The sequence below is a fragment of the Arsenophonus sp. aPb genome (assembly GCF_029873475.1).
Taxonomy (GTDB): Bacteria; Pseudomonadota; Gammaproteobacteria; order Enterobacterales; family Enterobacteriaceae; genus Arsenophonus.
On record NZ_CP123499.1, the window covers coordinates 314,179 to 339,523 of the forward strand.

Genomic DNA, 25,345 nt, shown 5'->3' on the forward strand with positions numbered 1-25,345 from the left:
GATTGTGACGATGGCATTAATTCTATGATGAGAAATAATATTTAACAGTTATTATGTATTTTATATAAAAATCAAAAAGATATAACTATTGAATTTTATTTTTCTAATATATATGTCATAATAATGAATGGTTATTATATTTTAGATTTACCCCTGTGAGGAGATATCATAATGGCAAGAGAGTTTGGTCGTGCTCAGCGTGTTGCTCAGGAAATACAAAAAGAGATCGCCATTATTCTGCATCGAGAAATTAAAGATCCACGTGTTAAAATGGCTACTGTTTCAGGAGTGGAAGTTTCTCGTGATCTGGCTTATGCCAAAGTGTTCGTGACTTTTTTAAATATATCAGCTCAAGAACATGAAACAGAAATGGTTAAAAATGGTATCAAAGTATTGAATGGTGATATGGCGAAACATATTCGTTCTTTGCTGGGTAAAGCAATGCGTTTACGTATCGTTCCTGAATTAACTTTTTTTTATGATAACTCTTTGGTTGAAGGTATGCGTATGTCTAATTTAGTTAGCAACGTGATCCGTGATGATGAAAAACGCCGTCATACTGCCAAAGATAAAGAGAGGAAGTAATGAGGCGTCGTCGCGGTCGTGAAGTTCACGGGGTATTGTTATTAGATAAACCGGCAGAACTTTCATCTAATGATGCTTTGCAAAAAGTACGTCGGTTATTTAATGCTAAAAAAGCAGGTCATACCGGCGCACTCGATCCTTTGGCAACCGGCATGTTACCGATTTGTCTGGGTGAGGCAACAAAATTTTCTCAATTTTTACTTGATTCGGATAAACGCTATCGTGTTGTTGCTCGTTTAGGACAGCGTACTGATACTTCAGATGCGCATGGCAAAATAATTTGTCAACGTCCGATCGAAATAACCCAGCGGCAACTTGATAAGGCATTAGATAAATTTCGTGGTAATTTAATCCAAGTACCGTCTATGTATTCTGCGCTTAAATATAAGGGTAAACCACTTTACGAATATGCCCGTCAAGGTATTACTATTGAACGTGAAGGCCGCCCAATTACTGTTTATGATTTACAATTTGAGCGTTGGCAAGAGAATGAATTGGAATTAACAATTCATTGTTCAAAAGGGACTTATATACGGACTATTATTGATGATTTAGGTGAATTGTTGGGTTGTGGTGCTCATGTGATTTATCTAAGGCGCTTACAGGTAGCTACTTATCCTAGTGAACGTATGGTAACGCTAGAGCAACTATATACTCTTAAGCAGCAAGTGGAATTAGGAACAACGTCCCTAGAGGAACAATTAGATCCTTTATTATTACCTATCGATACCGCGGTTAGCCATTTTCCGGTAGTCAATATTTCATCGATTGTTGCAACCTATTTTAAACAAGGGCAAGCAGTTGTTGCTAATCATCGATTTTCCGAAGGTAATAAAGTTCGCGTAACAGAAGGTGATATTGATAAATTTATTGGTATTGCTGAGATAGATGAACAAAATAGGATAGCCCCTCGTCGTTTAGTCGTGGAAAGTGTCTGATAGGATTTAGATGTTATCTTGCGTTATGATTGATTGAAGCGTAAAATAGGTGAGCATTTGTTCGGGAAGGCTGAATTAGAGATCGGCTTTCCTTATGTTTAATGGAAAATTTGGAGTTATTTTATGTCTCTAAGTACTGAAGCAAAAGCGCAAATTATTGCAGACTATGGTCGTGATAAAAATGATACGGGTTCTAGTGAAGTTCAAGTTGCTCTATTGACTGCGCAAATCAATCATTTACAAGATCACTTTGCAGAGCATAAGAAAGATCACCATAGTCGCCGGGGCTTGTTGCGTATGGTTGCTCAGCGCCGTAAACAATTGAACTATCTGAAGCGTAAAGATGTTGCTCGTTATACCGGACTTATTGAGCGCTTAGGATTACGTCGCTGATTAGTTGGTTTCAAAAGAAAAGGGGCCTGAGGCCCCTTTTCTGCTAGAAAGCGTAAAAAATTTTTAGAATTGGTTTACACTTACAAAATAATTTTAGGAAATAGATTTTTGCCAATTTATTTCTAAAGAAAGTGAGCTTCTATAGCTACAGCCGGTTCGCGCGGCTAATGAGAATGCTGATATTCACAAGATGAATAAAAATATTCAGTATTGTCATTAGTCGTGAGGATGTAGCAAGAAGGGAAATATTGGTGTTGTTATATAAATAATCAGCTATTAAAAGGGTATTATTTTGCTTAATCCTATTGTTCGTAAATTTCAATATGGCCAACATACCGTCACTATCGAAACGGGTATGATGGCGCGTCAAGCGACTGCTGCGGTTATGGTTAATATGGATGATACAGCCGTATTTGTCACTGTTGTTGGGCAGAAAAAAGTGAAAGAAGGGCAGGATTTCTTTCCTCTGACCGTTAACTATCAAGAGCGATCTTATGCTGCCGGTCGAATTCCCGGTAGTTTTTTTCGTCGCGAAGGTCGTCCTGGTGAAGGTGAAACACTGATTGCTCGGCTAATTGATCGTCCACTCCGTCCCTTGTTTCCAGAGGGATTTTTCAATGAAATACAAATTATTGCTACGGTTGTCTCTATTAATCCCCAAGTGAATCCAGATATTGTTGCTATGATTGGTGCATCTGCTGCATTATCTATATCAGGTATTCCCTTTAATGGTCCAATTGGTGCAGCGCGTGTTGGTTATATTGATGACCAGTATGTTTTAAATCCCACCGTTGATGAATTGAAAAGCAGTCGCTTAGATTTAGTTGTCGCAGGCACGTCGAGTGCGGTACTAATGGTAGAGTCTGAGGCTGATCTATTGACGGAAGAGCAGATGCTTGGTGCGGTTGTTTTTGGTCACGAACAGCAACAAATCGTGATTGAGAATATTAATGCCTTGGCAGCGGAAACGATTAAAGAAAAATGGGATTGGCAGCCAGAAGCGATTAATGAAGAATTACATAGTCGTATCGCTGAATTAGCTGAACAGCGTTTGGGTGATGCTTACCGTATAACTGAAAAACAAGAACGTTATACTAACGTTGATGCAATTAAAGAAGATGTCACTAATACACTTTTGGCAGAAAATGAATCTTTAGATGTTGCAGAAATAAACGATATTCTTTCCGGTTTAGAAAAAAAAGTCGTCCGTACTCGGGTGTTAAAAGGTGAACCGCGAATTGATGGTCGAGAAAAAGACATGGTACGTGCCCTTGATGTACGTACTGGCGTATTACCTCGTACCCATGGTTCAGCTTTATTTACGCGCGGAGAAACTCAGGCGTTGGTCACGGCCACGCTCGGTACTGAACGTGATGCGCAAGTTATTGATGAACTTATGGGTGAGTATACCGATCGTTTCCTATTCCATTATAATTTCCCACCTTATTCAGTGGGTGAGACAGGCATGGTCGGTTCGCCAAAACGTCGTGAAATTGGCCATGGACGTTTGGCTAAGCGTGGAGTATTGGCGGTTATGCCGAACCAATCAGAATTTCCTTATACTGTACGTGTAGTGTCTGAAATTACCGAATCTAATGGCTCTTCTTCAATGGCTTCCGTTTGTGGGGCATCACTAGCATTAATGGATGCTGGTGTTCCAATTAAAGCAGCGGTCGCTGGTATTGCAATGGGGTTAGTGAAAGAAAACGATGATTATGTTGTGCTTTCCGATATCTTGGGTGATGAAGATCATTTAGGCGATATGGATTTTAAAGTTGCAGGTAGTCGTGAAGGTATTAGTGCTCTGCAAATGGATATCAAAATTGAGGGCATTACACGTGAAATTATGCAAGTTGCATTAAATCAGGCAAAAGGGGCTCGTTTACACATTTTAACAATTATGGAAGAAGCGATTAATCGCCCCCGTGAAGAGATTTCTGAATTTGCACCACGAATTCATACTATCCACATTAATCCTGACAAGATCAAAGATGTGATAGGAAAAGGTGGTTCTGTCATTAGAGCATTAACGGAAGAGACCGGTACTACGATTGAAATTGATGATGATGGCACCGTAAAAATTGCTGCAACCGATAGTTCTAAAGCAGAAGCGGCTATTCGTCGTATTGAAGATATTACCGCAGAAGTTGAAGTGGGTCGTGTCTATCAGGGCAAGGTCACACGTATTGTTGATTTTGGTGCTTTTGTTGCCATTGGTGGTGGCAAAGAAGGGTTGGTGCATATCTCTCAGATAGCAGAAAAGCGTGTTGAAAAAGTTACTGATTACTTACAGTTAGGTCAGGAAGTACCGGTTAAAGTACTGGAAATTGATCGGCAGGGTCGTATTCGCCTTAGTATTAAAGAGGCGGTTTCTACAGAAAAACCGGCTGAAACGGAAACACAGATTTCTGCAGAATAATTTGACGTAAGGCTCGATGTCCTGTAAAAAGAGCACCTACTCAGTTTTTTAATAGCTGAGTCTCCGGTAATTGTGGGGATTGACGGGATATATTGATTAGTTTCTGTCTTTGGGAGAAGGAAATGAATTCTTTTCTGCGCTGGCTTTATACTGCTGCTATTGTTTTTGTTGTCGGTTGCAGCAGTGGAAACTGGCGTAAAAGTGAAGTTTTTGCTATCCCATTGCAACCCACATTGCAACAAGAAGTAATATTGGCTCGTATGGAACAGATCCTTGCGAGCCGGTCATTGTCCGATGATGAATATGCACAGCTTTTATATGAACGCGGTGTATTGTATGATAGTCTCGGATTAAGGGCGCTAGCGCGTAATGATTTTACTATGGCGCTAGCTATACGTCCTGATATTCCGGAAGTTTTTAATTTCCTAGGAATATATTTTACACAGGCAGGCAATTTTGATGCTGCCTATGAAGCGTTTGATTCTGTTTTAGAGCTTGATCCAACTTACAATTTCGCGCGCATGAATCGGGGTATTGCACTGTATTATGGTGGGAGATATCGATTGGCGCAGGGTGATCTGCTGGCGTATTATCGACAAGATCCAAATGATCCTTTCCGCAGCTTATGGCTTTATTTAGTGGAGAAAGAGATAGAACCAAAAATGGCACTAGCCAATTTGTTATCTCGTTATAACCAAGCGGAAAAAGGGCAATGGGGCTGGAATGTAGTTGAATTCTATTTAGGTAAAATCAGTGAAAAAACATTGATGGTTCGTCTGAAAGAGAATTCAACAGATAACACTTCGCTCGCTGAGCATCTTAGTGAAACTAACTTCTATTTAGGTAAACATTACCTAAGTCTGGGGGATAATGATAGCGCTATAGCGTTATTCAAGCTTACGGTAGCTAGCAATGCACATAGCTTTGTTGAGCACCGCTATGCTCTGTTGGAACTGGCTTTGTTAGGTCAGGCACAAGACGACCTTTCAGAATCAGGCTAACAGTAGCGACGAACATATCATCACTGCTTTTTTTAAGTCTTCATCGATTGTGATGAGGGCTTGTTGTTCGTTTAATAACATAATTTGAGCCAGTTCACATTTTAAATGAAAATGACCGAAATTTTTTTCGCAGAGTTATGTAAACTGGCCGCCATAATGAATGAGGCACTTTTACATGACTAATGAGACTGAAATCTCTTTTGCTGATTTAGGTTTATCAACACCAATTCTTTCTGCACTAAATGACCTTGGTTATGAAAAACCATCGCCAATCCAGCAGCAATGTATCCCCTATTTATTAGACGGGTGTGACGTATTAGGTATGGCACAAACTGGTAGTGGTAAAACAGCAGCTTTTAGTTTACCGCTATTACATAATATAGATATCACATTGAAAGCCCCGCAAATCTTAGTGTTGGCACCAACACGTGAGTTAGCCGTACAAGTTGCGGAAGCCATGAGTGAATTCTCCAAACACATGCGTTCAGTCAATGTGGTAGCACTCTATGGTGGGCAGCGTTACGATTCGCAGTTACGCGCACTAAGACAAGGTCCGCAAATTGTAGTGGGAACACCAGGTCGCTTATTAGATCACTTGAAACGTGGGACATTAAATTTATCCCATTTACGTGGCTTGGTTCTTGATGAAGCGGATGAAATGTTACGCATGGGGTTCATTGAAGACGTTGAAAATATTATGAGTCAGATCCCAAGCGAGCATCAAACGGCACTGTTTTCTGCCACCATGCCGGAAGCGATCCGTCGTATTACTCGTCGCTTTATGAAATCACCAAAAGAGATCAGCATTCAATCCAGTGTGACGACGCGCCCAGACATTACCCAAAGTTACTGGTCTGTCTATGGTATGCGTAAAAATGAAGCATTGGTTCGTTTTTTGGAGGCGGAGGATTTTGATGCGGCAATTATTTTTGTGCGCACTAAAAATGCTACATTAGAGGTTGCTGAAGCGCTTGAACGTAGTGGCTATAATAGTTCGGCATTAAATGGCGATATGAATCAAGCTTTACGTGAGCAAACATTAGAGCGTTTGAAAGATGGCCGTCTTGATATATTAATTGCCACTGATGTGGCAGCACGTGGTCTAGATGTTGAACGTATTAGTTTAGTTGTCAATTATGACATACCGATGGATGCCGAGTCTTATGTGCATCGAATTGGTCGTACCGGTCGAGCAGGCCGAGCTGGGCGCGCTATTTTGTTTGTGGATAATCGTGAACGTCGACTATTACGCAATATCGAACGTACCATGAAGCAGCCAATTACCGAAGTTGAATTACCAAGTGCGGCGGTTTTAAGTGAGCGTCGCCAAGCTAAATTTGCTGAAAATATTCAAAAGCAATTAGAAAGTGGTGACTTAGAGAAATATCGTGCATTACTGACTAAATTAGTTGCTAATGATGAACTGGATATGGAAACTTTAGCTTCTGCGCTATTAAAAATGGCGCAAGGTGATCGGCCGTTAATATTGCCACCTGATCCTGTTCGTCGTGCAAAACGTGAATTTAATTCGCGTGATGAGCGTCGTCGCAGTAATAGTAATGGTGCTTCGGAGCGTAGTCCGCGTCGCGAGCGTCGTGATGTTGGTGATATGGAATTGTACCGTATTGAAGTTGGTCGTGATGATGGCGTAGAAGTTCGCCACATTGTCGGTGCAATTGCTAACGAAGCGGATATTAGTAGTCGTTATATTGGTAATATTAAGTTGTTTGCCTCGCACTCAACGATAGAGTTACCAAAAGGAATGCCAAATGAATTACTTAATCATTTGACACGTACACGTATTTTGAATAAACCAATGCAAATGCAATTGTTAGGTGAAGCACAACCGTTTGAACGTCGCGGCAATGGACAACGTAATGGTGGTGAATTACGTGAGCGAGGACGTCGCTTTGGTAACGAACGTCGTAGTGAGCGTGAACAGTTCCGTGGACGTAATGAAGGACATAATAACGCTGGATTACGTCGTCGTAGTAATCAAAATATCTAATGTAATAAGATTAATATCTTATTTGACGCCAAAAGCTGAATTCAATTGAATTCAGCTTTTTGTTTATTAAAACGACATCAACCAAATCAACATAATCCTAACACCTCTTTGAATACTTTTAGATAGCGACCGCTGATCGGAATTGGTTGACCATTACTTAATACTAATTTTGCCTAACTATTTTCAGCAAAAGTGTCGTGGTCCAAAAAACAGCAGCTGCGGCTGCCCAACTTTTTCATGTACCTCCCTCGACGATTGCAAGGTAATTGGCAAAGCAGCCACTTACCATGCAAAGGCCTTAGCATGTTTTAAATTCCGTTTTCTGAACAAATGCTTATCAGGGCGTCGTTAACGCAAAGCGTTACAATGGTAAAGGGTATTAAGAGACTTATGCTAAAAGATGTCAATTTTATCTTTATAGATGAAATTAAATATCATCTATTGATAAATATTATTTCGTTATATTATTCTTATCAACTTAACAGGATGTTAAAAATAACGTTACAATTGAATAAAGCGAATATAGGAAGCTATGAAACGGAATTTATTGAAATATCGCCTTTTTTCTCTCGTTGTTTTACCCCCTTTCGCCGCGTCAGCTTCACACCTAAAGCCTGAGAATGCAGATAGATTGTTGCAACAGCAGGCGCAGCAGCAACAAGCTCAACAACAGCAATTGGCAGCCAGGGCACCGGATCTACATTTGTCTGTGCCGATGGTTAAAACCACATTACTGTTTCCAGATGAAAAACCGTGCTTCAGGCTTGAACAAGTCAGCGTGACAGGGCAAGCGGCGTTACCGCATTGGGTTCCCGTGCAACGTTTAGCGGATCAAGCTATCGGCCATTGTCTCGGCGTGAAGGGTATTAATTTACTTGTCACTAATATCCAAAATCGCTTAATCAGCCATGGTTGGATAACCACTCGGGTACTGGTGACAGAGCAAGATTTATCCTCTGGTGTATTGAAATTGGTGGTGATGCCGGGGAAAGTTCAAAAAGTTCTATTGACAGAAGACTCATCAAAATACACCACCTTATATACGGCGATGCCTGCCCGTCGAGGTAATTTATTGGATTTACGTGACATGGAGCAAGGTTTAGAAAACTTGCAACGTCTATCGACCGTACAAGCTACACTGGAAATGGTGCCGGGCGATGGGCCTGGAGAAACTCAAATTGTCATCAGGCGTCAGCAATCACGTTTCTGGCATGCCAGTGCATGGATGGATAACACGGGGGCAAAAAGCACAGGCAAACACCAGGCTGGTGTGATGTTGGCGCTCAATAATCCAACATCGCTAAGTGATCTTTTCTATATTGCGGCAACGCGTGATTTAAGCTTTTCGAGCAGTAAAGACAGCACTAACTACAGCGCTCATTACTCGCTACCATTTGGTTATTGGCAGTTTGCCACCAACGTCAGTGACTATAAATATACCCAAACAATTGCCGGATTCAGTGATGATATTCAATATCGGGGTAAAAGCAAAAGTCTCAGCCTGCAATTAAGCAATGTGCTCTATCGCGATGCCACTGCCAAAATGACAGTGACGTATGATGTGAATTTACGCGAAACGCGTAACTTGATTTATGATACCGAAATTGAAAATCAAAAACGCCGGACGACTTGGTGGAAATTGGCACTTAATCATCAGCAATATGTCGGACGAGCGACACTAACGGCGCGTGTGAGCTATCAACATGGTACGCGCTGGTTTGGTGCCATGCCGGCGTTTGAAGAGTCTCGTGACCGTGATTCAATGGATTATGCAACGGCACTGGCTAAAGTCATCCAATTTTCAGCGTCAGCCAGTGTCCCCTTTATGCTTGCCAACCACGTATTGCGCTTTGACAGCCAATATTTACGCCAAATTAGTCACACCCCACTCACCCCACAAGACCAGTTTAACATCGGTAACCGCTGGACAGTTCGCGGTTTTGATGGTGAGCGCACGCTGAGTGCGGATAGGGGGTGGACAGTACGTAACAGCTTGTCTTGGGTAATACCAGTACCGGATCAGGAGCTCTATCTAGGAGCTGATTATGGTGAAATTGGAGGAAGAGGGGCTGATTTCAACCTCGGTACACACCTTGCAGGAGGCGTTATCGGTTTGCGTGGCGCGATAAGCCCTGCCAATTTGAGTTATGACTTCTCTGTTGGTATGCCATTTTCTAAACCGGATGGATTTAAAACCGATCCGGCGACATTGGCTTTTTCTGTAAACTGGAATTACTAAGGCTAATCAGGATGAATAAATTATTTTATCGTTTAATTTTTAATGTCGCGCGCCAAATGGTGATGGTCGTTGCTGACATTATCACTGGTCACCGTACCGGCCCGGTAGGCCAAACAGAAAATTCCATGGAAAAAGCCACAGATAGCCGCCTGCGTTGGGTCATTAAATCCATCACCACCTCATTATGGTTAACCTTCGGCATGGTGAGTTTTAATGTGCAATCCTCTACTATCCAAGCAGATAGCAATGCACCGGCTAACCAGCAGCCAACGATTGTCAACAGCCAAAATGGCTTACCGCAAATCAACATCCAGACACCCAACCGTGATGGCGTTTCACGCAACCAATACCGTCAATTTGATGTTGACCATAAAGGTGCGATCCTCAATAACAGCAGTACCAATGTGAATACTCAGCTTGGTGGCATTATTCAAGGTAATGATTGGTTGGCAAAAGGGCAAGCTAAAATCATCTTGAATGAAGTCAATAGCCGTGACCCAAGCCAGCTCAATGGTTTTATTGAAGTTGCGGGTAAAAAAGCGGATGTCATTATTGCTAACCCAGCAGGGATTACCTGTAATGGCTGTGGTTTTATCAACGCCGACCAAGCCTTACTATCAGCGGGTAAGACTCTGATAGAAAATGGCAAAATTAAAGGTTTCGCAGTTGATAAAGGCAATATAAATATTGCTGGAAAAGGTTATAACGGCAATGATATTAACTACACTGCCTTAATTGCTCGCTCAGTAAAAATTAATGCCAAATTACACGCTAAAGATCTGGTGATCACCACGGGTAAAAATCAGCTCGCAGCTGATGGCAAAACGATCCTTAAAACCGATCATTCAGCGCAGGATGAACCCCCTGAATTTGCTCTCGATGTCTACGCACTCGGGGGTATGTATGCTAATCGGATAACCATGCGCGGCACAGAGCATGGCGTTGGAGTGCGTAATGCCGGCCATATTGCTGCTCAAGCGGGCGATATTTCCTTATCTGCTGATGGTAAAATTACTAATGTGGGGGCTATCATCGGCAACCAACATTTAGCGATTAAAAGCCAGCAAATGGTTGCTAACGGTGGCACACTAATGGCTGAGCAACATATTAATTTAACCGCTAAAAATGCGATTAACAACACAGAGAAAGGCCAAATCGTCGCGGGTGAAAATATTGTTGCCCATGCTGAGTGGATTAACAGCGATTATGGCACACTGGTTGCTGCCGGTGTGGATAGCAAAGGGAAATTAACCAGCACGGGCTCACTGATGGTTAGGGGCCAAAAAACGGTTGCACTACAAGGTAATATTGTTGCTAAACAAAATATAGTGCTGACTGGCAGTGCAATTGATTTATCTGGCTCCGCTATCAAAGCGAAAGCAATGATATTGACCGCTACCGAAGCAAATATTGACACAAAACAAGCCAATATTTTGGTTGATAATAAAGCGCTATTGACGGCGAAAAAAGGGCTTGATAATCAAAAAGGTCAGCTTGTTGCCAATCAAATAGTGCTAATTAGCCCTGAGTTTATCAACAACCGACAAGGTAAATTAATTCAACAAAGCAGATTTGATAATCGATGGCACACCCGTACCTTGCACAATCAGCAGGGAGAAATCAGCCTGGCAGGCGACACCAATATAGTAGTTAATGAACTGGATAATCAATCGGGTCGTCTGTTGATCCGTGCTAGTAAGTTGGATATTGATAGCCAAATACTGAATAACCAGCATGGTCATCTAACCACTACTGGCAAGGATGCTACTCACATTAAAGCCAACCTGCTTACCGGCCAACAGGGTGAGATCCTAACGAATGGCGCACTAAAATTAAAGAGCCAATCAATTAACCTCGATCAAGCAACCACGCAAGCTAAAAATATTACTATTCAAGGGCAAAACCTGTCACATCAAGCTGGGCAGATGCGGCAAACAGGTGCAGAAACAGGCCAGATCACACTGAGCGAAACCTTAAATAATCAATCAGGCAATATCAGCAGCCAAGGTGATCTAACGCTTAATATTAATAAACTTGAAAACCAGCAAGGGACAATAATTACCGAAAAAACGGCTTCATTAAGCGTGGTTGCCCGACAAAGTATTGATAATAGCCAAGGCAGCCTGATTGGTGAAAAAAATGTTTTTTTAAATACCCTGGCGCTGACGCACGATGATGGAAAATTAATCAGCAACCAAGCAGATATGCTAATTCAGACTCAGATGCTGCAAGGACGGCGTAGTAACATTTCATCCAACGGGCAGCTGCGGTTAACTGCTACAGAGGTTGATCTGACGGAAGCGAATACTCAGGCTGATAATATCCAATTTATAGTCAATAGCCTGAACCATAACCGAGCGAGCTTAACCCAACTGGGCGAACAGCAAGGTTCAATTCAGGTTGCTCAGCAGTTGACCAATCGTGCTGGGGATATCAGTGCTAATGGTTCATTTGTGATTAAAGCCAAACAGCTGGATAACCTGCAAGGTAAATTGATCACTAAGCGGGGAGATTTGGAGCTTATCATTAATGAGGATATCAATAACCAGGCGGGTTTGATTACCGCTGAACAGTTATTGATGATGAGTAATCAAGCACTGTTCAACCACCAGGGTCATCTACAAGCAACCAACATTGATATTAATACTCATCAACAACAGTTTGATAATAGTGAAGGCAGATTGCATGCTCTGAAAAAACTCACCTTACACTCGGGTAAGCTTGCAAATCAGCGAGGTGTTATTCAGTCAGGCAGTAACATGCTGATTGATACCCACGGTCAGCAACTGAGTAATAGCCAAACAGGTGATCAGCAAGGTATTGATGCCCAAGGCAGCTTATCTATTTATAGTGGCGTGTTAAAAAACCAACAGGGTCGCATTTTTGCCAGGCAACAACTGAATATAGACAGTCAAGGGTTAGATAACCGCCAAGGACTGGTGACTAGTCAGTCAGACATCAAGCTGAACACCACCCAGTTTGACAACAGTCAAGGGACTATTAAAGGGCAATTAATCACCCTTGATACCCATGGGCATTCCTTAACCAACCTGGCGAAAACAGATGAGCAAGGTATCTTTGCCAGCCAACGACTAGCCTTAAAGATCGGCGAATTAATCAATTATCAAGGACATATTCAAGCCAATGATATCGCGTTAGATACGCAGCAAAAGCGGGTTGATAATCGCCAGGGAGAAATTATCGCCGACAATACCTTGGATGCCAAAATCGGTGAGCTTCAAAATGTACAAGGGCGAATACAAGCGGCTAAAAAATTGCAGCTTAATAGTCACGGACAACTAATTAATAATAACCATAGCCAGGCAACCGGCGGGATCTTAAGTGGTGGTAGTTTATCGCTCGAAAGTGGCAAATTGAGCAACCAGCATGGACAGATCCAAGGCGCACAGACCACGAAGTTAATGACCTTACTGCTTGATAACCAACAGGGGCAAATCTTTTCTGCTAATGCATTTTCAATCGATACGCAACAACAACCGCTATTGAACCAAAAAGGCATTCTGGAGGGGAAAGGACAGGTTGAATTGCAATTGGGTGATTTTATCAATTCACAGGCAATTATTCAGGGCAAGGAAGGACTGAAGATTGATGCACTGCGTATTGATAACCAAAATGGTACCCTGTTGAGCCAATCAATAATGAATATAAACGGGTTAGCGCTAAATAATAGCCAAGGGCTGCTCAAGTCACAGCAAAATACAGCGCTATCCATCAAGCAGAATATCGACAACCAGCAAGGCCAAATCTTATCTGCCGCAGATTTAACTATTCATGGGCAAGCGATAAACAACATTAAAGGCGTGATCCAGGGGCTTAATTATGTGGCGTTATGGGCACAAACGCAGATTGATAATAGCCAGGGTTGGCTCAAAGCGAATAAAAAATTGCTTATCAGCAGTCAAAAAATAACTAATCTAGCGACAGCCCAGGCGGGCAAAGGGATCGAAGGCCAGCAAATATCACTCGATAGCGATAGTTTGCATAACCAAGGCGGTGTAGTGCGTGCTGCTCAAACGCTGGATGCTATTATCCGCCAACAACTGGACAATAGCCAAGGCATGCTATCGGTCGGTAGCCAACTGAATATCAGTGATGATGGCAACGGTCAAAAATTGCGCTTAGCCAATCAGCAAGGCGTCATGGTGAGTGATGGCTCGGCAACCATCATCGCTAACCAATTAGCCGGCGCGGGTAAGCTTAGCGCGCAAAAAGAGTTATCCCTTTCCCTAAGTCAATGGTTTGAAAATCAAGGCTATATTCAAGCCGGTGAGCGCCTGGTGGCCAACTTTAAACAAGGTTTTAGCAACCATGGCTTATTATCCAGCTTAGGTGATTTACTGCTTACCAGCCCAATGGTGATTAATAACCTGTCAGGCGAAATTAATGGGCAAAAGAGCCATATTAGCGTGAGTGGCAATATGCGTAATAGCGGCTTAATTGATGGTGGATTAACCCATATCAGCGCCCAATCCCTCGATAACATCGGCAGCGGTAGAATTTACGGTGATTTGCTCGCGCTTGCTGTTTGGCGCTTGATTAATGATAAACAGGCAGACAAATCTGCTGTTATTGCCGGCCGCAATGCAGTCAATATTGCTGTTGGCGACTTATTAAATCGCGACCATGCGCTGATTTATAGCGAGGGTAACCTGGTGATTGGCCAGGCATTAGATCACCAACTGCAGGCTACCGGCCGCGCGCAGAGTGTCAAAAACCACAGTGCTAATATTGAAGCCGCCGGTGATCTGATACTAGCCACTGAGCGGCTGGAAAATAAAGATATCCATTTACAACTCTCGGATCAGCCGCTTGAAGTGAGTCGTGAACATTTTAATTGGTTTGATTTTGGTAATGGCCGACGTTACAAAATTGCGCCACGTAATGGTAATCAAACTCGTCATGCTATTAATGATGATGGCACATTAAACCTAGACGTGGGGATTGATTATGAAAGTTCTAACCGCTGGCGCATGTTTGAAAATGGCAACTGGACCAAGTATTTCTATGAATATGACTATCAGCGTATCACTTATAAAACGCAGCTCATTAACCGTGATCCTGCGTTGATCACAAGTGGCAAGCATCTCACCCTGGATGGCCAGCAACTTAATAATGAAAATTCACAGGTAGTGGCTGGGCAAAATTTGATTTTAACCGGTGAAGAACTCAATAACCAAGAAACGCAGGGTGTGCTTCGCATCACTGAAAAGGGTGATACTATCTATCGTTATAAAGGTGGCGGTAAATGGAAAACGCGCAGTAACCACTCTCAATATCAAGGTGTCAATAGCGAACAAAGTTTATCATTCAATCTAATCGAAGTGACGGAACAGGCCGGAGAGATTAACAAGCCCCAGCTAGATGCCGCTAAGGTAAATAAACTGACTGAACAAACAGATGCGACTGCTGATGCCGATCTGGCGCCGCATTTTGTTGCTAATATTGCTCAGCAAGCCTTAAAAGATCAGCCGAACAGACCGTTGGATCTGCCGGCTCAGCAGACAGCCGTCATTCAGTTGCCAGCAATCAGCGGCAAAGTTGATTTTACTACTGATAAATCCGTTGACTCATCACCAACCATTTTGGCTAGTGTGATCAAAACCATAGAGCCAAATATTAAACTGCCAGATAACAGTCTGTTTAAGTTGACACCGGATAGCGACAGCCAATATCTGATTGAAACCGATCCCCGTTTTACCCACCATAAAAAATGGTTATCGAGTATCGAGGTTGTTACTCACGCGCAGCTGCATAAGCGGTTAGCTGATGGTTATTATGAACAGCGTTTAGTGCGCGAGCAACTGATGGAACTCACCGGTCAACGGCGACTGGCTAACTATCAAAGTGATGAACAGCAATACCGAGCGCTCCTGACCAGCGGGGTAGCTTATGGTGAGCGGTATAATTTGACACCGGGTATTGCCTTATCGCCAGCGCAAATGGCTAATCTCACCAGCGACATGGTGTGGATGGTGAATAGAGAGGTGTTGTTGCCAGATGGTCGTATTGAGAAGGTCAGTGTTCCACAGCTGTATGTGCGCGCTCGCCAGGGGGATTTAAATGGCAATGGAGCACTGCTGGCAGGAGGCAATGTTTCTGCCGATATCACTGCTAAGCTGTTAAATAGTGGTGAAATCGCGAGTCGTCAATTGACTGATCTGCAAAGTGAAACTATTCATCACAGTGGGCGTATGCAGGCTAAAACAGTTCAGCTTAAGGCATTAAAAGATATCCAAAATCTGGGCGGCGAAATTGGCGGCGCAGACCGCGTTTCATTAGCCGCCGGCGGTGATATTCGTAGTGAAACGGCGCAACTTGGCGATGGCCAATCGTCATTGCTAGATCGCCCAGCCAGTATTTATATAACGGGTGATAATGGTCAGCTGACGTTAAAAGCCCGCCAGGACATCAAGCTGATTGCCAGCCAAATTGCTAATTTGGGCGCGGGTGGCAAAACGGATATTCAGGCCGGGCAAAATATTCAGTTAGCCACCCGTAATGTGCGTTCAGCTTTCGATTATACGCGCAATTCCAACAACTATTATCGGGGTGAAAACGCCACGGAAATTGGCACCCATATCCAAACGCAAGGTGATTTAGCCTTATCGGCAGGGCAGGATTTATCAGCACGTGCTGCCAATCTATCAAGCGGTGGAGCGCTCTCTTTCAATATCGGGCGCGATATCCATATCACCTCAGGTGTTGCAAGCAGCGACTATGCTAAGCACAGTAAACATACCGATAAAGGATTTTTATCGAGCACCACCACCGAAAGGCACCATCAACTGACTGAACGCAGCGCCATTAGTAGTCGCTTTAGTGGTCATTCTATCAATGCGACGGCGGGCAATGAGATAGATATTCATGCTAGTAATCTATTTGGCACCAACAGCGTCACGCTAAAGGCGGGTGCTCAACTCAATGTGAGCACGTCAGATGAAACGTTGCATGAAACCCATATATCGAAAACCCACAACTCAGGTTTAATGAGCACGGATGGGCTGGGTTTCAGCTTAGGCGCAAACCGGCAAAAAATCACTCATGATACGGATAACACGCAGAAAAAAGGCAGCGTGATAGGCAGTATGGCCGGTAATGTAACCTTAACTGCGGGCGCGCAAGGGACGATTGCAGGCAGTGAACTGATTGCAGCAAAAGATATCACTATCACCGGCAGCGATGTGACTATCACTGCGGCAGAAAATAGCCGCACCGATATCAGCCGGCTAACCACTCAAGCCAGTGGTTTAACGCTTTCATTGGGGGGAACAACCGGCAGTGCCCTTGATAGCATGGTGCGCACGGCAAAATCGGCTAAACAAGAAGAGGATAGCCAACTGGCTGCCCTTAAAGGGATGAAAGCGGGATTACAGGGGGTGCAGGCGGGGCAAGCGGCTCGCTTGGCGGCAGCGCAAGGTAAAATGCCTTCTGTGGCTATCAATCTGTCTTATGGTCGCCGCTCGTCACAATCCACCATCAAAACAGAGCAAAACACGGCGTCGGGTAGCCGTTTAAGTGCGGGTGACAATCTTACGCTGACGGCAACGGGCAGGAAAGAAAGCAGCCAAGGACAGTTAACGGTTGAAGGCAGTCAGTTGGCTGCGGATAAAAACATTAGCCTGCTGGCCAAAAATAATATCGACCTGATAAGTGCCAGCAATCGGCAAAAAGTAAATAGTAAAAACGCCAGTCAAGGTCTGTCAATGGGTATTGGCTATGGTACAGACGGTTGGAGTGCTAACGTTGGGGCTAATAAAAGCCAAGGGTTTGAAAAAGGAAATAGCCAGTTTTTCACTGATAGTCAACTCAATGCTGGCCAGCAGCTAACAATGGAAAGTGGTCAGGACACGCGCTTAACCGGCGCGCAAGTGAGCGGTGAAACGGTTAAAGTGGATGTTGGTGGTGACCTGAGGTTAACTAGCCAACAACTTATCGATAAATATGCTGCCAAACAGACCAGTTCAAGCCTGGGCGCGAGTATTAGCCAGGGCGGCGGCTCACTGAATGTGTATGCCAACAAAAGCGAGCTGCACAGTGACTATCAATCGGTCGATAAACAAACCGCTATCAATGCCGGTCAAGGCGGTTTTGCTATTAGGGTGGGCAAGCACACGCAATTGGATGGAGCCGTGATTGGCAGCACGGCCGGGGCGGATAAAAATAGACTCGACACGGCCACATTAGGTTTTAGGGATAGCACCAACCGCGCTGAATATAAGGTGGATAGCCAAAGTGGCGGCTTTAGTTCAGGCGGCGCCACGGTGGGTGAGCAGTTTGTTACCAATGCAGCGGGTTCGTTGCTGACCAATATGAATAACCAAGGCAAAGCGAGCAATACCACCCACTCAGCGGTGTCGGAAGGTCAACTCATTATTCGCCACCAGGACAAGCAGCAACAGGCTGTGGCAGAGCTGAGCCGTGATGTGGACAAGGCGCATGTAAAACTGAAACCGATTTTTGACAAACAGCAAGCGCAAAAACGGATCGAACGAAATCAGCTGCTAGGAGAGTTAGGTCAGCAGCTTACCGATATTGCGGTGACGGAAGCCACGATTAGGGCGACGCAAGAAGTCAACAAAAACCCGATGCCCCCGAGTGATAAGGAACGCAAGGTTGCGAGGAAAGCGCTAAAAGAACAAGGAGTTGAAACCAATGACCCAACTGTTATTGATAACTACATCTATAAGCAAGCTATCCAGGCAACAATCAATGGTTCAGGCTGGGGTGTCGGCGGCAGCAACCGCCGCATCGTCGAGGCGGGCACCGCCTTAATTCAAGGCCTGGCCAATGGTGATGTGAACCAAGCGGTAGCGAATGCCAGTGCGCCCTATATTGCCAATCAAATCGGCCAGCATATTGGCGAAGATAACAAAGCCGGTCGCTTGGCCGCCCATGGAATTGCTAACGTTGCATTAGCGTTGGCAAAAAATGAAAATGCAGGCGCGCAGTCGCTGGGCGCAATGACAGCGGAGGCGGTTGGTATGTTGTCGGTCGCCCTGTATAAGAAAGAAGTTAGCCAACTGACAGAAGACGAAAAATCGACCGTCAGCGCATTTGCCAGCTTATCGGCAGCTATTGCCGGCGGGTTGATTGGAGGAGATAGCCAAAGTGCAGTAAACTCAGCTCAGGCGGGGAAGGCGTCGGTTGAGAATAACTTTTTGAGCACCAATCAATTAGAAAACTTTGCTCATAAAGCAAGGACTTGTGTTGGTGATGAATGTCAGAAAGTTATTCGAGACATGGTGGATACCAATGTTCGTCAACAGGAAGAAATCAAGGCTGTTTGTTCGACATCACCTGAACAGTGCCAGCAAAAATATGGTTACCTAGTTGAGCAATGGGAAGCGTTTGATACAACGATTAAGAACCTTGCGAAAGATAAATCGTTGGCTGATGAGTTTCGTAATTATATGCCTGCAGCCTATATGTTGGGCATGGAAGCGGAAGGTATCACTGTTGAACATGGCTGGACAAAGCGTTTTGAAGCAATGGGGTTCGATGCTGAAACGGCACAAATGATAGCAACAACACTTCCGGCTATGATAAATGGAGCAAGTGGAAAAGGTGGTAAGGGAACAACCGGTAAACAAACAAATACTTCTAAAGTGGAAGCAGAGAAAAAAGCTTTAGAAAAAATAGGTAGAATCTCTAAAAACGCAAAAGGTCTCAGTCAAAAGGAAGCTAATTCTGTTTATAATAAACAGTTGATTAAGAATGCAGAGAAAATCTCAACGGCTAAACCCGGTCAGCAAACAGCAGTACCGAGGGATCTAAATGAACAAACATTTTGGAAGGAAGTACAAGCTAATCCAACGCTGGGGAGTAAATTGTTGGGTATGAATAAAGACCCTCGTTTTCCAGCATCTGCAGGCTTTCAAAAAATGGAGGCAAAACATAGGCTTCCTGATGGTCAAACAATAACCATACACTATCAGTACAATTCAACTACTGGTAAAGCATATGATATGAAAATTATTACATCTCAAAGGGTTCAACAAGATCCGAAACAAGTTATAGATACAATAAAGGATAAAATTAAATGAGAATACTAGAATCGGATGGCTCAATTGTTGATATTTTTGCTATATATTGGTTTGGTGATGAAACCTATTTTTACGGAATGCCTAAGAATTATGGTGGGTTACAGGCATATAAAGCTGATGAAGTGACGGTTATTGATAATAAAATCGATTTTAAAACAGTTTTCTTTTCAAATGATGACGCTAAAAGTGTTCATCACTGGGCTTTAATCGAAGAGTCATTATTAGATGATTTACTTGAGCTAGATGAAACTGCCTATAAAAGATTTTTAGATATATTAAAATCTGAAGGGCAATTAGATGATAACTTTTATTAATGGTAGGAGACCCAACCGCACACTGGGCTCTCCCTTAACCGCCCTCACTCCCCCTCAGCCAGCCGGATAATAAGTTGTCCGGCCTGGCGGGTGAGGGTGTAGTGGTTACCGACAGTAAACCCTAATTTATTCAGCCAGTTACCGCTAATTACCATCTGTGGACTGGGGTTGGGTTTACCGCGGTTAGGTGAATAACCCACTGTATAGTGTCTGGATTTTGCCGCTTTATCTTTAGCTGACTCGGTTTTTACCCTACAATCGCCTCTAGCCATCGTGACTACCTCCATTAGTTGCGTGGTTAGCGGTGGTTCCGTGCTTCAACACGGGATCGCCGCATCTGTTTTACATCTTACTTCTTGGTGCTCGCTCTATTGTTGTTACGGGCAAAACGGTTAGCATCGTGTTTTAAAATCAATGACTCCAGTAACACTCTTGCTACTTCTTTCTCTTCCGGTGTGAATTGGCTGATGGCTTCAAATTGCAAACGTAGTTCTTCATCGGGATTACGTTCATTCTCGTCAAAAACTAGCGTATCTGCGCTTACAGAAAGTGCACGAGAGAGCTTGCGGATAATCTCCAGTGTGGGTTGTACTTCGTCAGCTTCATAACGCCGAATCATTGTTACGTGACAACCGGCTTTCTCCGCTAGTGCAGCCTGAGTAAGCTTACGATCTTTACGTAGGGTTGCCAGACGTTTACCAAAGTCCATAGAAATTACTCGTCAAGGAAACAGAGCTAGCATTTTAACCCCCCTTATTTAAAATGACGCTTAAATATACCATATGTGCATTTAAAAAGAAACCATAAAAGGTTGCCGGAAAGATTTTAAAATGAACTTTTTATTCTTCTCATCCCTGAATTTGATAGCGATGAATTGAAACGCACGGTATCTTTATTTAAATGCGACGCTTAAAATACACCATATATGCATTTATAAAGAGTCCATTAAAGCGTATTGACAAGGTTTTAAAAGGAACTTTTATGCCCCGCATCGCAAAATCTGAACTCGATGAACTCAAATGTACGGTATCTTTGTTGTTATTGGTGAAATTGCAGGGGCATACAGTGAAAAAAGCAGGGCAAGTACAGTGTGCTGCGTTGTCCGTTCCAAGACGAAAACACGCCCTCGATGGTGATTAATCCGACTAAAAATCTGTATCACTGTTTGGTTGTGGGCGACGGTTTTGGTGATTGACTGGTAGATATAACCGGCAGTGCCCTTGATAGCATGGTGCTCACTGCAAAATAACCAAGGTAAAGCGAGCAATACCACCCACTCAGCGGTGTCGGAAGGTCAACTCATTATTCGCCACCAGGACAAGCAGCAACAGGCTGTGGCAGAGCTGAGCCGTGATGTGGACAAGGCGCATGTAAAACTGAAACCGATTTTTGACAAACAGAAAGCGCAAAAACGGATCGAACAAAATCAGCTGCGAGGATGTCAATCAGGCAGCAACATATAGCTATCTTCATCTATTGGAGTCGGTTCCGGTAGGGGGCGAAATGATACACTAAGCATGAGTGCGTTCCCGGCGAACAATTTCAGTGACCGTATTTTTACTTATTCCCAGCTCTTTCGCTATCCAACGATAACTTTTTCCCAATGTGACTAACTCCATCACTTTTGGTGATAATCGGCCTGACTTGGGGCACTCTCCTTTTTCGCGGCTGTAGTGGCCAAATTCAGTATGCCACTACAGTAAATCAATTTTGCATAGCGTAGACGTTTATGTTGTGCGCAAGAAAAACCGGACACTTTTTTGAAAGAGTTTTACTAACCATCCAAGCGATATTAAATAAAACACATATTTGTTGGAGTAATAATAGTAATAAATCAAAGACATACCTAGTTAATCCAGTAAAAAACACATTTCATGGTATCGCATAACTGGATGAGCGAGACTAAAATTGAATGGTTACCAGCCAAATATGCCTAGGATAAAGATTAGATTGTGCTTGTAGTAAAGGTATATCGTCTGCTTTATGCGATTTAGCGCACGAATTTATTAACAACTTACATTTTAAAAGCGCATACTGAATTGTTTGTTAATTGCAAACAGTATAGTTGCACATAAAATAGTTAAGGTATATTAAAGTTAATATGAAAAGAAGAATATCATTTTTAGTGCTAATCATGCTGATCGTTGTTGCGATTGCAGTGTTACTTTATACACAAAATAAGCACCTTTTATTACAAGGGGAAGTGGATGCGCCTGAAGTCATCGTGACCTCTAAAGCGAGGGGACGCGTAATTGAGCGTCATATTGAACGCGGTGATATGGTAAAAAAAGGCCAATTATTGATCACCTTGGAAAGTCCAGAATTGCAAGCGCAACTAGCGGCATTGAGCGCAGTACGTGATCAAGCTAAAGCGCAACTTGATTTATCCTTAAACGGTACTCGCGAAGAGACCATACGCAATGTTCAAGCGGTATTAAAACAGGCCCAATCTCAGTATACCAATGCAAATAACGAATATATTAGATTGAATAATTTATCGGGTAAAGGCTATGTTTCGGCTAATGAATTAGATAAAGCACGGCGGGCCAAAGATGTCGCTTTTCATCAGGTAAATAGTGCTCAGGCGCAATTAGATGAAGCTAAAAATGGTGATCGCATTGAATTGCGGAATAAATATGCCGCTGCATTACGACAAACCGAGCAACAAATGATTGAGTTACAGGTGCAAGTTGATGATTTACTTGTTAAAGCGCCGGTTGATGGTGAAGTTGGCCCTATACCGGCTGAAGTTGGTGAATTATTTAATGCCAATAGCCCATTGCTAACACTTGTTCGTTTACCGCAGGCCTACTTTATCTATAATTTACGCGAAGATATTATGGCTTATGTTCGTAAAGGCGATAAGGTATCGATACGTGTTCCTGCTTTGCAAGACAAAATTATTACAGCGGAGGTACGCTATATTGCCCCGATGGGAGACTATGCAACTAAACGTGCAACACGAGCAACAGGAGATTTTGATTTAAGAACATTTGAAGTACGCCTTTATCCACTAGAGCCTATTGATGGACTGCGTCCTGGTATGAGTGCACTGTGGGCTTGGGATAAATAGGTGTTTTTATGACCATAAAAGCGATATGGCCTAATTTTAGGTTTGCTTTTAATCAAGAAATCCAGATTGCTATTCGTAGCCCGATCCTACATTGGCTAAGTTGGATATTCCCATTACTGCTATTTATATTAGTAAGCGCTAACTTTTCTGAAGGAACCTTGTTAAATCTTCCTGTTTCAGTCGTTGATCATGATCATAGTCTACTGTCAAAAAAGTTAATTCGTAATTTAAATGCAGCGCCACATGCTGATATTAAAGCGATTGATGGCACACTTAATACTTCGTTATTAGGTTTAGGCAGCGCTAAAGATTATGCTTTGCTCTATATTCCTTATCATTTTGAAAAGGATGTTCTTACGGGTCGGCAACCGACAGTCAGAATGTATTACAATGCCTTATTTTATGCCTCTGGTAGTTATGCTATTCAAGATTTTAGCGGGGTAATTGCAGAATTGAATGCACAATACCGTCCGATATTAGCTTCATCGATGGGGCGCAACATACCTCCCTTGGCTAGAGTTAGCCTGTCTTATGATAGTTTGTTTAACCCTAGTGGAAACTATATCTATTATCAGCAATTTGCCGCTACCATTCATATGTTACAACTGTTTGTTATCACTTGTACTATCTATGTTATGTCGCGTGGAACAGCATTATTAACCAACAAAACATTTATCAGTGCATTATTAGGCAAACTGGCGCCTTATACGCTGTTTTTTACCACATTATTATTAATTGAAATTGCTGCACTCTCTTTTTTCTTTGACGCGAGGGTTGCAGGTAACCCATTTTACCTTTTTTTGGTGGGCTTTTTTTATGTAACGGCTGCTCAAAGTATTGGTATGCTGCTGTTTGTTTTTACCAAGAGTATTTTTACAGCTTATAGTTTGATCGGAATGTTAGTCAGTATTGCACTGGCTTTTTCCGGTTTTGCGATGCCAATAATGGCAATGGCTTGGCCGGCACAGATCGTGGCAAATATTCAACCGCTTACCCATGCATTAAATGTGATGTTTGATATTTTTCTGCGAGAAGTTTCTTTGCTACGTGTCATACAAGTCTGTTTAATATTGTTACTTTATCCTGCTATTTGTGCCCTTTTGATCCGTAATCGCCTGTTAACAAGGTTAAGAATGCAGGAGGCATTTTGATAAAACAATATTTGATAACTTTTTATCGGGTATTACTTGGCATGTTGGCAAAGCCTATGTGGTTATTGTTGTTGGTTTCATTATCAATAATGAGTTTGGTTTACATTCGGCCAGTATTGTGGGGTTTGCCGGTAGCGATTATTAATCAAGATCATAGTTCTGCTAGCCGTTTACTCATGGATCGATTGGATACGATACCGAAAATAAAATTACACAGTTATGATAATTTGGCCAGCGCAAGGGCTGATATGCGTGAACGAAAATTGTTTGCCATTATTCTTATCCCTATCGATTTTGAAAAAAGTTTACTAAATGGTAAAAATATTACCGTACCGGTTTATGGTGATGGTACTAACCGACTTGCCAGTGGGCAAATACAGCAAGAAATTTCCTCCGCTTATCTTCAGTTATTAAACGAATATAATACTCAACGGCTTAGAAATGCAGGATTTACTGATCAACAGGCTAGTACATTATTAACACCTATTAAAGGAATAACAGACCCTTTATTCAATCCAGGCCCGAGTTTCGCTGCGATTGTTTTTCCAGGTTTATTGGTCATGTTATTACAACACTCACTATTAGTCGCTTGTGTGAAAGCCTATATTGACGTTCACAAAATGGCAAACGGCAAAGTCTCTACTGCTGTTTATCTAGGTGCATGGTCAGCGTTGCTGCCTATTTGGTTATTCTTGTCGGCTATTTTTTTTGCGCTCTGGCCTTGGGTATTAGGTTACCGACAAGAAGCGCCACTTTATCAGCTTTTGATCGTCACTTTACCGTTCTTATTGGCTGTTTTGGCATTAGGTAAGTTTGTTACCGAATTTTTACGTAGTGTTGAAATGATTTATCTGACACTGGCTTTTCTAACCACGCCGGTATTTTATATTTCAGGCGCCATTTGGCCATTACAAGCAATGCCCGATTGGGTAAGAATGGTGGCTTATTCTTTACCATCAACCTGGGCAATAAAAGCGATAGCGGGTATTAATCAACTTGATTTAAGTTTATCTGACGTGGGTATTGATATCGTGATGATGCTAATGTTAGGCACAATTTATGCATTGCTGGGCATATTGATCAATATGCTACGTAGTGGTGAACTGCGCCAGTTCAGCCACCATGTGCGTTATCTATTGAAAAGAAAAAAACGTTCTTAA

The 25,345-nt window shown here is 42.8% G+C and carries 17 protein-coding genes; 15 read left to right on the top strand and 2 right to left on the bottom strand.

Features of this window, described 5'->3' with window-relative positions:
* Nucleotides 1-171: 171 nt before the first annotated feature.
* The 9 genes from rbfA (at nucleotide 172) to QE177_RS01380 (ending at nucleotide 19,961) form a co-directional block, all read left to right on the top strand.
* On the top strand, nucleotides 172-585 hold the full coding sequence (gene rbfA / locus QE177_RS01340; protein WP_280550954.1) for a 30S ribosome-binding factor RbfA: 414 nt from the start codon (nucleotides 172-174) through the stop codon (nucleotides 583-585).
* Nucleotides 585-1,523, top strand: a complete 939-nt coding sequence (truB, locus tag QE177_RS01345; protein ID WP_280550955.1) for a tRNA pseudouridine(55) synthase TruB — start codon at nucleotides 585-587, stop codon at nucleotides 1,521-1,523. Before rbfA ends, truB begins: the two co-directional genes overlap by 1 nt.
* 123 nt (nucleotides 1,524-1,646) lie before the next feature.
* Entirely contained in the window at nucleotides 1,647-1,916 is a 270-nt protein-coding gene (gene rpsO, locus QE177_RS01350) for a 30S ribosomal protein S15 (protein ID WP_180558499.1), read from the top strand.
* A gap of 292 nt (nucleotides 1,917-2,208) precedes the next feature.
* Nucleotides 2,209-4,335: a polyribonucleotide nucleotidyltransferase gene (gene pnp, locus QE177_RS01355; protein ID WP_280550956.1), complete on the top strand. Its 2,127-nt coding sequence runs from the start codon at nucleotides 2,209-2,211 to the stop codon at nucleotides 4,333-4,335.
* A 122-nt stretch (nucleotides 4,336-4,457) separates the two neighbouring features.
* A complete protein-coding gene (gene nlpI / locus QE177_RS01360) occupies nucleotides 4,458-5,336 on the top strand; it encodes a lipoprotein NlpI (protein ID WP_280550957.1) in 879 nt (292 codons plus the stop codon).
* A gap of 175 nt (nucleotides 5,337-5,511) precedes the next feature.
* Nucleotides 5,512-7,344 carry a DEAD/DEAH family ATP-dependent RNA helicase gene (locus tag QE177_RS01365; protein WP_280550958.1) on the top strand — a complete coding sequence of 611 codons (1,833 nt, stop codon included), beginning with the start codon at nucleotides 5,512-5,514 and terminating at the stop codon, nucleotides 7,342-7,344.
* A gap of 532 nt (nucleotides 7,345-7,876) precedes the next feature.
* The gene (locus tag QE177_RS01370) at nucleotides 7,877-9,583 is read left to right on the top strand and encodes a ShlB/FhaC/HecB family hemolysin secretion/activation protein (protein ID WP_280550959.1); all 1,707 of its coding nucleotides are present in this window, start codon (nucleotides 7,877-7,879) and stop codon (nucleotides 9,581-9,583) included.
* Nucleotides 9,584-9,594: 11 nt separating this feature from the next.
* On the top strand, nucleotides 9,595-19,647 hold the full coding sequence (locus QE177_RS01375; RefSeq protein WP_280550960.1) for a hemagglutinin repeat-containing protein: 10,053 nt from the start codon (nucleotides 9,595-9,597) through the stop codon (nucleotides 19,645-19,647).
* Entirely contained in the window at nucleotides 19,644-19,961 is a 318-nt protein-coding gene (locus QE177_RS01380; RefSeq protein WP_280550961.1) for a hypothetical protein, read from the top strand. The genes QE177_RS01375 and QE177_RS01380 overlap by 4 nt, the downstream gene beginning before the upstream one ends.
* A 44-nt stretch (nucleotides 19,962-20,005) precedes the next feature.
* On the opposite strand, the gene QE177_RS01385 is transcribed toward QE177_RS01380, so the two are convergent.
* The gene (locus QE177_RS01385) at nucleotides 20,006-20,233 is read right to left on the bottom strand and encodes a SymE family type I addiction module toxin (protein ID WP_280550962.1); all 228 of its coding nucleotides are present in this window, start codon (nucleotides 20,231-20,233) and stop codon (nucleotides 20,006-20,008) included.
* 77 nt (nucleotides 20,234-20,310) lie between these two features.
* Nucleotides 20,311-20,670 carry a helix-turn-helix transcriptional regulator gene (locus QE177_RS01390; RefSeq protein ID WP_280550963.1) on the bottom strand — a complete coding sequence of 120 codons (360 nt, stop codon included), beginning with the start codon at nucleotides 20,668-20,670 and terminating at the stop codon, nucleotides 20,311-20,313.
* Between the two features lie 272 nt (nucleotides 20,671-20,942).
* On the opposite strand from QE177_RS01390, the gene QE177_RS01395 reads away from it, so the two are divergent.
* From QE177_RS01395 to QE177_RS01420, 6 genes are all read left to right on the top strand, one after another.
* Entirely contained in the window at nucleotides 20,943-21,101 is a 159-nt protein-coding gene (locus QE177_RS01395) for a hypothetical protein (protein ID WP_280552300.1), read from the top strand.
* Nucleotides 21,052-21,156, top strand: coding sequence for a CHC2 zinc finger domain-containing protein (locus QE177_RS01400; RefSeq protein WP_280550964.1), 105 nt, complete (start codon nucleotides 21,052-21,054; stop codon nucleotides 21,154-21,156). The genes QE177_RS01395 and QE177_RS01400 overlap by 50 nt, the downstream gene beginning before the upstream one ends.
* Before the next feature lie 19 nt (nucleotides 21,157-21,175).
* The gene (locus tag QE177_RS01405; protein WP_280550965.1) at nucleotides 21,176-21,424 is read left to right on the top strand and encodes a hypothetical protein; all 249 of its coding nucleotides are present in this window, start codon (nucleotides 21,176-21,178) and stop codon (nucleotides 21,422-21,424) included.
* A 638-nt stretch (nucleotides 21,425-22,062) separates the two neighbouring features.
* Nucleotides 22,063-23,034, top strand: a complete 972-nt coding sequence (locus QE177_RS01410) for an efflux RND transporter periplasmic adaptor subunit (RefSeq protein ID WP_280550966.1) — start codon at nucleotides 22,063-22,065, stop codon at nucleotides 23,032-23,034.
* Between the two features lie 8 nt (nucleotides 23,035-23,042).
* Nucleotides 23,043-24,185 (top strand): ABC transporter permease, encoded by a 1,143-nt coding sequence (locus QE177_RS01415; protein ID WP_280550968.1) that lies wholly within the window; start codon nucleotides 23,043-23,045, stop codon nucleotides 24,183-24,185.
* Entirely contained in the window at nucleotides 24,185-25,345 is a 1,161-nt protein-coding gene (locus QE177_RS01420; RefSeq protein WP_280552186.1) for an ABC transporter permease, read from the top strand. The genes QE177_RS01415 and QE177_RS01420 overlap by 1 nt, the downstream gene beginning before the upstream one ends.

Bases quoted from the DNA above. Each gene is read 5' to 3' on its own strand.
- rbfA (WP_280550954.1), top strand. From the start codon at position 172: ATGGCAAGAGAGTTTGGTCGTGCTCAGCGTGTTGCTCAGGAAATACAA.
- truB (WP_280550955.1), top strand. From the start codon at position 585: ATGAGGCGTCGTCGCGGTCGTGAAGTTCACGGGGTATTGTTATTAGAT.
- rpsO (WP_180558499.1), top strand. From the start codon at position 1,647: ATGTCTCTAAGTACTGAAGCAAAAGCGCAAATTATTGCAGACTATGGT.
- nlpI (WP_280550957.1), top strand. From the start codon at position 4,458: ATGAATTCTTTTCTGCGCTGGCTTTATACTGCTGCTATTGTTTTTGTT.
- QE177_RS01365 (WP_280550958.1), top strand. From the start codon at position 5,512: ATGACTAATGAGACTGAAATCTCTTTTGCTGATTTAGGTTTATCAACA.
- QE177_RS01370 (WP_280550959.1), top strand. From the start codon at position 7,877: ATGAAACGGAATTTATTGAAATATCGCCTTTTTTCTCTCGTTGTTTTA.
- QE177_RS01375 (WP_280550960.1), top strand. From the start codon at position 9,595: ATGAATAAATTATTTTATCGTTTAATTTTTAATGTCGCGCGCCAAATG.
- QE177_RS01380 (WP_280550961.1), top strand. From the start codon at position 19,644: ATGAGAATACTAGAATCGGATGGCTCAATTGTTGATATTTTTGCTATA.
- QE177_RS01385 (WP_280550962.1), bottom strand. From the start codon at position 20,233: ATGGCTAGAGGCGATTGTAGGGTAAAAACCGAGTCAGCTAAAGATAAA.
- QE177_RS01390 (WP_280550963.1), bottom strand. From the start codon at position 20,670: ATGGACTTTGGTAAACGTCTGGCAACCCTACGTAAAGATCGTAAGCTT.
- QE177_RS01395 (WP_280552300.1), top strand. From the start codon at position 20,943: ATGCCCCGCATCGCAAAATCTGAACTCGATGAACTCAAATGTACGGTA.
- QE177_RS01410 (WP_280550966.1), top strand. From the start codon at position 22,063: ATGAAAAGAAGAATATCATTTTTAGTGCTAATCATGCTGATCGTTGTT.
- QE177_RS01415 (WP_280550968.1), top strand. From the start codon at position 23,043: ATGACCATAAAAGCGATATGGCCTAATTTTAGGTTTGCTTTTAATCAA.